This window comes from Clostridium sp. DJ247 (genome assembly GCF_014231265.1).
The window spans coordinates 1-13,243 of record NZ_JABAIW010000058.1; the positions used below are offsets into that span (position 1 = coordinate 1).

At 30.7% G+C, this 13,243-nt stretch carries 10 protein-coding genes; 8 read left to right on the forward strand and 2 right to left on the reverse strand.

Annotated elements, in window-relative coordinates:
• Together HGI79_RS23535 and HGI79_RS18645 are read right to left on the reverse strand one after the other, a co-directional pair.
• The coding region (locus HGI79_RS23535) for a DDE-type integrase/transposase/recombinase (RefSeq protein WP_185652190.1) at window positions 1-628 on the reverse strand (628 nt) is incomplete at its 3' end.
• 83 nt (window positions 629-711) lie between these two features.
• Window positions 712-1,215: a transposase gene (locus tag HGI79_RS18645; protein WP_185652191.1), complete on the reverse strand. Its 504-nt coding sequence runs from the start codon at window positions 1,213-1,215 to the stop codon at window positions 712-714.
• Between the two features lie 306 nt (window positions 1,216-1,521).
• Here HGI79_RS18645 and HGI79_RS18650 point away from each other — a divergent pair, with 306 nt between their 5' ends.
• From HGI79_RS18650 to HGI79_RS18685, 8 genes are all read left to right on the forward strand, one after another.
• The gene (locus tag HGI79_RS18650) at window positions 1,522-2,358 is read left to right on the forward strand and encodes a hypothetical protein (protein WP_185652192.1); all 837 of its coding nucleotides are present in this window, start codon (window positions 1,522-1,524) and stop codon (window positions 2,356-2,358) included.
• Window positions 2,351-2,767: a hypothetical protein gene (locus HGI79_RS18655; protein ID WP_185652193.1), complete on the forward strand. Its 417-nt coding sequence runs from the start codon at window positions 2,351-2,353 to the stop codon at window positions 2,765-2,767. Before HGI79_RS18650 ends, HGI79_RS18655 begins: the two co-directional genes overlap by 8 nt.
• A 133-nt stretch (window positions 2,768-2,900) precedes the next feature.
• On the forward strand, window positions 2,901-3,896 hold the full coding sequence (locus HGI79_RS18660; protein WP_185652194.1) for a 3-isopropylmalate dehydrogenase: 996 nt from the start codon (window positions 2,901-2,903) through the stop codon (window positions 3,894-3,896).
• Window positions 3,897-4,122: 226 nt separating this feature from the next.
• Window positions 4,123-7,365 (forward strand): type I restriction-modification system endonuclease, encoded by a 3,243-nt coding sequence (gene hsdR / locus HGI79_RS18665; RefSeq protein WP_185652195.1) that lies wholly within the window; start codon window positions 4,123-4,125, stop codon window positions 7,363-7,365.
• Between the two features lie 18 nt (window positions 7,366-7,383).
• On the forward strand, window positions 7,384-8,802 hold the full coding sequence (locus HGI79_RS18670) for a type I restriction-modification system subunit M (RefSeq protein WP_185652196.1): 1,419 nt from the start codon (window positions 7,384-7,386) through the stop codon (window positions 8,800-8,802).
• Window positions 8,802-10,277, forward strand: coding sequence for a restriction endonuclease subunit S (locus tag HGI79_RS18675; protein ID WP_185652197.1), 1,476 nt, complete (start codon window positions 8,802-8,804; stop codon window positions 10,275-10,277). Before HGI79_RS18670 ends, HGI79_RS18675 begins: the two co-directional genes overlap by 1 nt.
• A gap of 166 nt (window positions 10,278-10,443) precedes the next feature.
• Window positions 10,444-11,445, forward strand: coding sequence for a YafY family protein (locus HGI79_RS23540; protein ID WP_185652198.1), 1,002 nt, complete (start codon window positions 10,444-10,446; stop codon window positions 11,443-11,445).
• A 390-nt stretch (window positions 11,446-11,835) separates the two neighbouring features.
• Window positions 11,836-13,224 carry a helix-turn-helix transcriptional regulator gene (locus HGI79_RS18685; RefSeq protein ID WP_185652199.1) on the forward strand — a complete coding sequence of 463 codons (1,389 nt, stop codon included), beginning with the start codon at window positions 11,836-11,838 and terminating at the stop codon, window positions 13,222-13,224.
• The last annotated feature ends 19 nt before the right edge of the window (window positions 13,225-13,243 follow it).

Here is a 13,243-nt window from a genome sequence, read left to right on the forward strand (position 1 = left end):
TGCTAACCCTAGGTCTTGAGTATGATGACATAACCCCAAGCATTTCAAGCTTAGCTTTAAGTGTATATGACTTCATAGGACTTCCATTATCTGAATGTAGTATCAAAGGCTTGCCTTTGATTTTTTCTGAAATAATGGCTCTTTCCACTAACTCTGAGGCTAATTCACCTAGTTCTTCTTCCCATACCTCCCAACCTACTATTTTTCTGCTGAAAATATCCAAAAACATGTATAGTTTATAATATAGTCCTCTTGTACAAGTGTTTAAGTATGTAATATCCCATGTCCAAACTTGATTTGGACCAGTAGCTATGTGGGTAGTTGGAAGCTTTGACTTTACTGGTTGTTTACTTTTTCCACGATGATGCTGCATATTCTCATTTCTCAAGATTCTGTACATTGTTGATTCTGAAGCTAGGTATATACCTCTGTCTGCAAGAGCAGGAACTATCTGTGATGGTGGTAAGTCTGCAAATTCAGGCACATTTACAATATTAAGAACACTTTGATATTCTTCATCTGTTAACTTATTTTTAGGTGTAGGTCTCTCAGCTGATGGTCTCTTATCTTTCTTGACACTGCCTTCACTGCACCATCTTTCATAGGTTCTAACACTTATTCCTACCACATCGCAAGCTGGCGCTAGCCTGGATCCATTATCTTTAGCTTCATTAATAAGGTCTACTACTCTTATGCGATCAGAAAGGCTTGTTAATCTTCCTCGTTTTCCCCTAAGATCGCATCCAACTTTTTTCTAAGCACTAGGAGTGCAGCTGTTTCAGCTAACGCTTTTTCTTTTCTGGATAGCTCTTTCTCTAATGATTTTATTTTCCTTTTATCCTCTTGTAGTTCTTGCTTTAACTCTTTAGTATCAATTCTCTCGCTGTCATTAGCTCCAATACAACTAATACGCCACTTCTTAATATCCTCAACATAAAGTCCTTTTTCTCTACAATACTTTGATAGTTCTATTTCTGACATAGTGTATGTTTCCATAACTATTAAAAACTTTTCTTTTGATGATACGGTACTATTAGACCTTACAGTATTTCGTCCTATCGCTTTTGACTTCCATGTAGCCAAGGTTGATTTACTTATACCTGTTTCTTGAGCTAGTTCACTTGGAGAACAATTCTCCGGAGGAAGCATACGTGCTGTCAATCTATCCTTTTCTTCTCTACTATATCTCTTATTATTTTCATTATCTTTTGTCATAGGTTCATCTCTCCTTTTGTTCGAGCATATCATTTTTTATTCCCTACGACAACTATTTTAACACCGGGGGTTATGCAGATTTAAGTTCTACCTATAGTAACCGTAAATGGATGCCGCCGAATCTGGAAAGTAGGGAACTTCATTTTGTGTAGGGGGTAAGATTGTTATATTTCTGTAATTCTAAATTGCTCTTGAAGTGTGAGAAGCATAAGAAATAAAAATAAATAAGATTGTACATAACTATTATGTGATATAATCAGTTACAGATATTATTAATATTTAGTATAATATTGAGTTTTTTGGGAGGTGTCTAAGATAAATTTTCTCTATTGGAACGTTGGTAATAACAACATTTCTTCATATATTGTAGATGCATGTATAGAAAATAATATCAACGTATTGATGTTAACAGAATGCAAAAATATAGATGTAGATTATTTATTAAGAAAATTAAATGATGAAAATCTGTTTTTTAAAATTGAGAGAATTGATAAAAATTCTAGAATAATGCTTTTGCATAATACAAAAGGGCAGATAAATGTTATAAAAGAAAGTAAATATTATTCAGTATTTAATATAAAAGATGGAAATGAGAGGTTTTTACTTTTTGCATTACATCTTCCAAGCAGATATAAACAAGAAAAGGAAGACTTAAATATGTATGCTGCTTCACAAATTACAAGAGAATTTGAGCAAATAGAAGAAGAACGTAATACGGAAAACAGTATAGTTGTTGGTGATTTTAATATGAACCCTTTTGATAGCGGAATGATTTCTTCATTAAGTTTTAATGCTGTTATGTGTCCAGAGATTGCAAAAAAGAAGAGTAGAAAAGTTTTTCAAGAGGAAAGAAAGTTCTACTATAATCCAATGTGGCATCTTATGGGAAATGCTTTAAATTCATCTAAAGGGACATTTTATTATTCAACTGAAACTAATAGTTATTATTGGTATACTTATGATCAAGTTATATTAAGACCAGATTTGATAGATAAGTTTGATTTTAATAAGTTGAAGATAATTGATGTCATTAATAAAAATAGCCTAGTAAGTAAAAATAATATACCTGACAAAAAAAGAATATCTGATCATTTGCCAATTAAATTTGAATTGAAGATGGAGGTAATAAAAAATTATGGATAACTTATGGAATTTACAGGATATCGATAAGAAAGTAGCTAATTCTCCCAATTTAATATTAGAGGAGCAAGCAAAATATTTTGAAAAAGCTGTAAAAGATGTTCTATACGCAAAAATTATAAATACAAAATTAAAAAATAATGATGGAATACAAGAATACAAACTTGCAACAAGTTTTAATATAGTATCTCCAACATTAGATAATTATACTTATACATTATTTACAGTATACTCCAATCCAGAATCTAATTATCCACTAGCTATTTCAGTTAATAATTATGACGAATATATGGATTTTAATTATACTTGCAATGATGAAAATGAATTTATCAAATATTTGACAGAAATTTTACGTTCTAAAAAAGTTACTGAAATTATTGAAGTGCTTTATTCAAAAAGTAAAAATTTTTAAGGTATATTAAATTAACATAATAAAACCTTATAACTATCAGAAGTTATAGGGCTTTTTATGTTTTCTAATTTTTTCCCAATACCAGCTATTATGGACTACACTTTTTATACTGAGGATGGCAGTTATCTTCATTTTGAATTACAAAAGACTTTTAGAAGAAAAGGATTCAACTACCTACTATATGGATGTATTCAAAAGAAAAAGCGAATATGATATAATGAAAGAAAAAACTAAGGCAGTGATAATATTGACAAATGAGAAAATAAAGTGGCATCCAGCCTTTGCAGCAGCAATGCAGTTGGAGTTAAAGGAGTATAAAGAACACTTAGAATTTTTAACAGAATATCAGTTAACAGATGAACCTTTAAGAATAGATATATTGGTTATAAAGAAACTAGATGATATAAAGATAAATAAATCTATAGGGCTAATATTTAGAAAATACAACATATTTGAGTATAAATCACCTACAGATTATATATCCATAGATGACTACTATAAAGTAAAAGCATATGCATATTTATATAAAGCATTATCAGAAGGGACAAATAAGATAAATATAAAAGAAATGACTATTACATTAACATCAAGTAAATACCCGAGGAAACTAATAGATTATTTAAAAAGAGAACAAGGAGCAATAATAGAGAAAATAGATAACGGTATATATGATATAAAGAATACAGATATAGAAACACAACTTATAGTAGCAAAAGAACTAAAGGATGAAGAAGCAAAGTATTTAAAATTGCTTCAGGCAGAGCATAATAACAAAGAATTGATAAAAAAATGGATAGCAGAGTATATAGGAAATATTAAAGATCCACTATATAGAATAATAATGAATGTGTTAACAGAAGCAAATCCAAATGAAATATTGGAGGTGTATAAAGATATGGGAATAGGAAAAATAAACAATGATAACAGGGAGTTTATATTAGAAGTTATAAAAAAATTAGAATTAGATAAGAAGCTTAAAGAAGAAGGAATAGATATTGGTGAAGATAGAAAAGCATTAAAAGTAGCAGAAAAAATGATAAAAAGAGGGGATAGCGTAGAGGATATAGTTGAAATAACGGAACTTCCAAAGGAAAAAGTATTAGAATTAAAAAATAGGCTTGGGTTTTAATAATTTCTAGGTTCGGAAAGGGAAATTGTCCTCACCCTATAAAATCTTATGAAAAACACCTAAAAAATTTTAAAGGCATACTATATTAACGTAATAAAACCTTATAACTCTTAGAAGTTATAGGGCTTTTTACGTGTCCTCATTTTTCCAAACTTCCTCCCCAATCCCACTTAAAAACACCCTTATTCCATGCTATAATATACTCATATGGGAAAAGGGGGATAATATGGATAATAACTTCGAATTTTTAAATAAAAGGTGGCCCATGTTGTCAAACCTGGGGAAATTATCAGAGAAAAACCTATACATAGATTCTAATACAGCCTTTATAAAAATGGGTATGTTTGGGGAGCTTATTGTAAACTATATGATGGCTTTTGAAAAAATAAATGATACTTCAATAAAGTATGAAAATACTCATGCTAACAGAATAAAGCTTTTAAAAAGAGAGGACTTACTGCCAAAGGAAATAGATGATATTTTGTTTTCTCTAAGGAAAAAAAGAAATGTGGCAGCTCATGATGCTTATGAATCCGTAGAAGAAGCTAAGGTTTTACTTGGGCTTACCTATAAACTAGGGGTATGGTTTATGCAGACCTATGGAGATTGGGATTTTCAACCACAACCTTTTGTACTTCCTAAGGAAGATGCTAACACTTCTGATATTGAAGAAATCTCAAAGCAGTATGATGATAAGATTAAGCTTTTAGAAGAAGAACTTAAAAAACTAAAGGAGTCTGAAAGTACGGAGGATATAAATAAAAGAAGAAAACAAGCTATAAGAGCGGTTAAAAATATAGCTTTTACAGAGGAAGAAACAAGACAGATTATAGATGTGCAGCTTAGAAATGCAGGTTGGGAAGCAGATAGCATAGCTTTAAAATATTCCAAGGGTGCTCTACCTGAAAAAGGAAAAAATAAAGCTATTGCAGAATGGCCCACATCATCAAGGGAAAAGAAACGTGGTAAGGTAGATTATGCTTTATTTATAGGAACTAAGTTAGTAGGTTTTATTGAAGCAAAAAAGAGCACTAAAGATGTTCTTGGTAATATGGTTGAAAGTAAGGTATATGCTAAAGGAGTAAAAGAAGAACATGGAGAGTATGTTACAAACTCCTGGGGAGATTATAAGGTACCTTTTTTATTCGTTTGTAACGGCAGAGAATATATAAAGGAGCTGAAGGATAGAAGTGGTGTTCATTTTTTAGACTGCAGGAAAAATACAAATCACCCTAAGGCTTTACAAGGTTGGTATTCTCCAGAAAAGCTTCAATCTATGCTGGAGGAAAACATTGAAGAAGCTAATGAACATTTGAATTGTTTAAGCTATGACTTCTTAAAAGATCCAGATGGGGTAGGACTTAGAGATTATCAGGTAGAAGCTATTAAAGCAGCTGAAAATGCTGTAATAGAAGGTAAAAGTTCAGCTCTGCTAACTATGGCTACAGGTACTGGTAAGACAAGAACTGTGCTGGGCTTAATATACAGGCTTTTAGTTACTAAAAGATTTAAAAGAATTTTGTTCTTAGTGGATAGAACAGCTTTAGGGGAGCAGGCACAGGAAACCTTTGAACAGGTGAAAATAGAAAATCTTATGCCTTTAAGTAAGATTTATAATATAAATGGACTTGAAGATAAGCTTATTGATAAAGAAACCAAAATTCATGTAGCTACAGTTCAAGCTATGGTTAAAAGAATTTTATACTCAGAAGAAAATATTCCTTCTGTTGGTGATTACGACTGTATTATTATAGATGAAGCTCACAGAGGATATATATTAGATAAGGAAATGAGTGATGATGAAATAGACTGGAGAGATAACAGAGATTTCATCAGTAAATATAAAAAGGTTATAGAATATTTTGATGCTTTTAAGATTGCATTAACAGCTACACCAGCATTACATACTACAGAAATATTTGGACAACCTGTTTATACCTACAGCTATAGAGATGCAGTTATTGATGGTTATTTAGTAGACCATGAACCGCCACATATAATAAAAACAGAACTTATGGAACAGGGTATTCATTATAAAAAGGGAGATAAAGTTCCTAAGTATAATACTGTTACTGGAGAATTGATAAATGGTGCAGAGTTAGAGGATGATATTGATTTTGAAATAGACCAATTTAATAAAAAAGTAATTTCAGAAAGCTATAATAGAAAAGTCCTTGAGGAAGTTGCAAAGTATATTAGTCCAGAGGATAATGGGAAAACTCTTATTTTTGCAGCTAATGATGCCCATGCAGATACCATTGTAAAGATACTTAAGGAGATTTACGATGAACTTCAAGGTGGAGTAGATGACGATGCTATATTAAAAATTACAGGTTCTATAAAAGATCCAGAGTTAGCTATAAAGAAGTTTAAAAATGAAACCTATCCAAGCATTGTGATAACAGTAGACCTTTTAACTACAGGTATTGATGTACCTAAAATAGACAAACTGGTATTTATGAGAAGAGTAAAGTCCAGAATACTTTATGAACAAATGCTGGGCAGAGCTACTAGATTATGCAGTGAAATAGATAAAACTCACTTTGAAATTTTTGACTGCGTTAACTTATATGAGGCTCTTTCACCTGTTACAAATATGAAGCCAGTGGTAGTGGATGCTAAGGAATCTTTTAAAATATTAAGTGAAAGACTTAAGAGAGCAGTCTCTGAGGAAGAAAAGAAAAATGAAATAGATAAAATCATTGCCAAGCTTCAGAGAAAGAAAAAGCTTATAAAAGATGATGAAAAAGCCGTGTTTAAAAGTTTTTGTAATGATAAAACTCCACAAGAATTTATTGAAGAATTAAAAACTTTAAATGTAGAGGATGCTTTAAATAAAATAGTAAAAAATAATGCTCTCATTGAATATTTAGATCAAAAGTCTTATAATGAACAAGTTATAGTAGTTTCAGATAAGGAAGATAAGCTTATATCTCATGAAAGAGGATATGGTAAAGGTAAAAAACCGGAAGATTATCTAAATGAATTTAAAAAGTACATTGAAGAAAATCGAAATAGGATTATAGCTTTAAATATAGTTTGCACAAGACCTAAGGATTTAACAAGAGATGATTTAAAAGGGTTAAGAGCTATTTTGGATAAAGAAGGCTTTAGTGAAGAGTATTTAAAGATAGCCTGGAAGGATTTAAGCAATGAAGAAATAGCAGCAGATATAATATCCTTTATAAGGCAGCAGGCTTTAGGCAGTGCATTAATTCCAATAGAGGAAAGAGTAAAGAAGGCTGTGGGCAGAATTAAAAAGGAATATTATTTGACTGCAGTTCAAACAAAGTGGCTGGAGAAGATAGAAAAGGCTATGCTTAAAGAGGTAATAATAGATAAAAAGGTATTTGATGTAGGTAATTTTAAAAGAGAGGGCGGCTTTAATAGATACGATAAAATATTTGATAATAAGCTGGAAGAAATCATAGATAAAATGAAAGAATATATGTTCAATGAAACGGCGTAATATAGGAGGAAATATAAGATGAATACTCAAGAAATAGTAAGTAAACTTTGGAATCTTTGTAATGTATTAAGGGATGATGGAATAACCTATCATCAATATGTTTCAGAGCTTACCTATATACTTTTCTTAAAAATGGCTAAGGAAACAGGAGCAGAAGATAAAATACCAGAAGACTATAGATGGGATGAGTTAGTAAAAAGAGATGGTATGGAATTAAGAAAGTTCTATAAAGATTTATTAACTCACTTAGGAGAAGAGGGCACTGGCAGAATAAGAGAAATTTATAACGGTTCAGCATCTAATATAGATGAACCTAAGAATTTAGAAAAAATAATTAAAAGTATAGATGATTTGGACTGGTATAGTGCAAAGGAAGAAGGTCTTGGAAACCTTTATGAAGGTTTGTTAGAAAAGAATGCATCAGAGAAAAAGTCAGGTGCAGGGCAGTACTTTACTCCAAGAGTACTGATAGATGTAATGGTGGAACTTATAGATCCTCAGCCAGGTGAAAAATGCAATGACCCAGCAGCAGGAACCTTTGGATTTATGATAGGAGCAGACCATTATATTAAAAATAAAACAAACAATTTAGATGATTTAGACTTAGATCTTCAAGAATTCCAAAGAACAGAAGCTTTTACAGGCTGTGAGCTGGTACATGATACTCATAGATTAGCTCTTATGAATGCCATGCTTCATGACATTGAAGGAAAAATAATATTAGGGGATACTTTATCAAATGCAGGAAAAGAGATGAAAGGCTATGATGTAGTGCTTTCCAATCCACCTTTTGGAACTAAAAAAGGAGGAGAACGTGCCACCCGTGATGACTTGACTTTTCCTAGCTCAAATAAACAGCTTAACTTTCTACAGCATATATATCGTTCACTTAATAATAATGGTAAAGCAAGAGCAGCAGTAGTGCTTCCAGATAACGTGCTATTTGCAGATGGTGATGGAGCCAATATTCGTACGGACTTAATGGATAAATGTAATTTACATACAATATTACGTTTGCCTACAGGTATATTTTATGCCCAAGGAGTTAAAACTAATGTGCTTTTCTTTACTCGTGGAACTTCAGAAAAGGATAATACAAAAGAAGTATGGATATATGACATGCGTACAAATATGCCTAGCTTTGGAAAGACAAATCCGTTGAAGAAAGAACATTTTGATGGATTTATAAAAGCTTATAAAGCAGAAGACAGAACAAAGGTAGAAGATGAACGTTTCTCAGTGTTTACAAGACAGCAGATAAAAGAGAAAAATGACAGCCTTGATTTAGGCTTAATTAGAGATGACAGTGTACTTGATTACGAAGATCTACAAAACCCAATTGAAAGCGGAGAAGAAATAGCAGCACAGCTAGAAGAAGCTATGGATTTAATTTTAAGTGTAGTGAAAGAGCTTAAAAGTTTAGGCGGTGACAAGTAATGGCAAAGGTGAAGAAGGAAAAGTTGCCACTGGAAGAATTATTGGAGCAAGCTATTGTTAAGGAAGAGGATAGACCTTATGAAGTGCCGGGGAATTGGGTGTGGACGAGGTTGGAGAACATCCTAGAAGTAGTAATGGGTCAATCACCTAGCGGCTCTGATACAACGGAGGATGCTAGATATACTCCTTTAATAGGCGGAGCAGCTGACATGGGGTTATTGTATCCAAATGCGAAAAGATATACAATGAAACCCACAAAGTTATCAAAGTTAGATGATGTTATTGTATCAATAAGGGCAACACTTGGTAGGCCAATATTTTCAGATGGAGAATATTGCTTAGGTCGTGGAGTATGTGCTATCCGTTCAAATGTAGTTGGAAGAAAACTAATTAGATATTTTTTCTTAAATTTTGAAAACTATTTATATGAAATATCAACTGGAACTACATTTGCACAGGTTAGTAAAAATGATATAGAAAATATGCCATTTCCATTGCCACCGATTATTGAACAACAACGCATTGTAGATGTTATTGAGTCACTATTTGAAAAACTAGATACAGCAAAGGAACTGGTACAAAATGCTTTAGACTCTTTTGAAAGCCGTAAGGCTGCTATTTTGCGCAAAGCTTTTAGTGGGAAATTGACAAAAAGGATAGATTCAGAGAGTATTGAGTGGATTTTCGACAGTATTATACATGTAAGAGATGAACTTGTAAAAAACAGAGTAATTCAAAGACCAAAAAAAATAGCTCCAATAGAAGAAGAGGATAGAAATAATTCATTTCCTCATGAATGGAAACTTTGTAAGCTCGGAGAAATTGCATTTGTAACCAAATTAGCTGGTTTTGAGTATACAAAGTATATTCATCTTCGAGAAGAAGGAGATATACCAGTAGTTCGTGCACAAAATGTTAGAAAAGGGTATCTTGATACTAAAAATTTATTATATATAGATGAAGAAGTATCAAAACAATTAAGTAGAAGTGCATTAAACAGGAAAAGTATATTAGTAACATTTATTGGAGCTGGTATTGGTGATGTGTGCTTATTTAACGAGCCACAAAGATTTCATTTGGCACCAAATGTTGCAAAAGTAGAAATATATAATGACAATGAGGAATATATATTACATGAATATGTCTTGTATTACTTGATTTCTCAGGCGGGACAAAAGCAGATTTTTAAATACCTAAAAGCTACCGCGCAACCTAGTTTGTCAATGGAGACAATTAGAAATATAGTAGTACCAATTCCTTCGTTATCAGAACAAAAAGAAATCGTCCGCATCCTAGAAAACCTCCTAGAAAACGAACAACGAGCAAAAGAGCTTTGCGACACTATAGAAAAAATAGATCTAATGAAAAAATCTATTCTTGCTAAAGCTTTCCGTGGAGAACTAGAGACTAATAATCCAGAGGAAGAAAGTGCAGTTGAGCTGTTAAAGGAAGTATTGAAGGAAAAAATAGTATAAAAAATGATGAAACCATCGATTGCTTATTAGTCGATGGTTATATTAATATATTTTTAAATAATTAAATACTAGTGAAAAAATTATAATTAAAGAGAGTTTTAAAATACAGATGTGATAAAAGGTATTTTAACCTATACAATTAAAAGTAAATCAAGTAGGTGATTCTGTGGCGAATAATTATTACAAATTTCATAAATTTTATCAACTCCTTCAAGCAGAAAGTGATGAAAATCATATGTTAACAATGAAGTATATTCTAGAAAAGTTGCAGCAAATTACAGGAGATAGGATTGATAGAAGAACAGTCTATGAATATATAGAAGTGCTAAATTCTTTGGGTTATGATATAAGTAACTTTAATGAAAATGGTAAAGGCTATTATATAAGAAGTAGAACTTTTGAAGAGCATGAAGTAAGAATACTTATGGATTGTGTATCTGCATGTAGGTCTGTGACTCATAAAAAGACTAAAGAATTAATAAGGAAGTTAGAGGGTCTGAATAGTCGATACATTACAGGCAATCTTAAAGATCAGCTTTATATTGATAATAGGTCAAAATCAATGAATCAACATATATTCTACAGTATTGATAGCATTAATAGGGCTATTCTAAATAATAAGAAAATAAGTTTTAACTATTGTCATTATGATATAAATAAAAAGCTTATTCCTAAAATGAAAAATGGAAATATAAAATTATATGTAGTAAACCCTGTTGCAATGATCTTAAAAAAGGATTCGTATTACCTTGTAGGATTTTCTGATAACCATAAAGAACCATCTCATTATAGGGTTGATAGAATGCAGAAGGTTGGAATAAAAGAAGAAAATAGAACACCTTTAAATGAGGTAGAAGAATTTAAGGAGGGTTTTGATCCGGCAGTTTATTCTAAGAAATGTATCAATATGTATTCTGGTAGAGACATGCCTGTATTAATTAGGTGTGATAAATCTTTATTGGATGCAGTAATTGATGAACTTGGAGAGGATGTCGAACTTAAAATAGAAGATGAAAAACACTTTATAGCAAGTTTTACATCTAAAGATTCAAATGGATTTATTAGGTGGATTATGCAATATGGTAGTGACATTCAAGTTATTGAACCAGTTACCTTAGTAGAAAAAATAAAAAGAGAGATAGAAAATATGAATTTACTATATAGATAACCTGTACAATTTTTTGTACAGGTTACTGTTGTATTTAAAACACATTTTTTTGTAAACTATACACAAGAAATAAATATAAACTTGAAAAAATGTATGTCATAGGATCTAAAAAAATAGTAAACTAAAATTTATAATTATTGTATTTACAAATATTGTCGAAGTAGTTGTTTTCATTTATCGATTTGTAATTAAATATACTGCTTAATTATGTACTGAAATATTTTAAACAGAATTCCTGGTTTGGGTGAAAAGTATTCTCTGTTAAAAAAACGATTATCATATAGAAAATGTCCAAAACTATTAACTACGATTATTTTTATTAATATAAAATAGAGGTAGTTAAATAAGAAGTTTGCTCATAAATAATAGCAAATAAAGGAGAAATGAATCATGAACTACTATTTAGATATGCTTAAGCAAACTGTAGATTTTATAGAAGAAAATTTAGAAAATGAGATTTCTGCTGAGCAGGTGAGACAGAAGACATATTATTCATACAAACAGCTAAATAGAATTTTTAAGAATTATTGTTCAGTTAATATAGGAGAGTATATATACAAGAGAAGATTATCAAAAGCTGCAAAGGAATTACTGAAAAATAACAATATTGCTGTTGTTGCAAATAAATTTCAGTATGAAACACCAGCATTTACAAATGCATTTAAAAATGCATTTGGGATTACACCTAGTGAATACATAAAGAATCCTAAACAAGTAAACCTCTTTCAGACTTTTGATGCTAATAAATATATTGAATTAGAAAAAGAAATTTACCAAACACTAGATAAACTTAAAGATTGCGGAATATGGGACTATAAGGAAAAGCATATAGATAAAATAGAAATAAGTAATATAAATTTCAAAGAACTTTATAAGATTTTTGCAAATAGTTTAAGAATCCCTCTTCCACTACAATTATTAGAACATATTTGTAATACTGCGAAAAATCAAGAGGAGTATGAAGATTTATTACTAGCAATTTTACCAATTATGTATATTGAATATGAAAGAAACAACTATGATATTACAAAAATGAGCTGGGAAATTAAACTTCCTGATGAAAGTGAGAGAATAGAGTTTTTATATGAACATATAAAAAGTTGCTGTGACTTAAAAAGGTGTGAAGTAGATGAAAACTATGTTGTTTGGTTTGGAGTAAGAAGAGATATTTTTGGATTAATGAAAAGTAAAAGTATTTATGAAGAAAAATACAGCTATGAAGTCAACAAAGATGAGATGGGGTGGTTATTAGAAGCATGTGAGAATTTAGACTTAGTGACCTCATACAGTTCGAAAAATAATAATCTTTTAGATGAGGAGAAGCTATATATCGAGTTTAAAGCTACAAAGCTTATTAAATTTATTAATGAGATGGGAGATAAAATCATAATTCCCAGAATACATATGGATAAATTAAACAATGTAGATTCAAAAGCAATATTGCTTTTAATGAATAAACAAAGACTTGAATGCCTAGAAAAAGAAATATCAGAAACATCTTTTGAGGTAGATGAATTAATTATTAAAATGTTTCTAATCAAAAAATATTATGGACTAGATAACCCTGTTAATGATAGAGACAATTATATATATGAAGTTGACAAAAATATTTATATGATACTTCAAGCTCTTTGTGAAATTGAGGAGGTTACTTCAGAAACAATAGGTTTAAGTTATAGGATATTAAGACAGGAAGATGAGATAAAATTTTATTTAAATGATGTATTTATTAATTTTATTCAGGAATATGAATTTGAAGAATTTATAAATTCTCAATGATAACTCAAATATTATATGG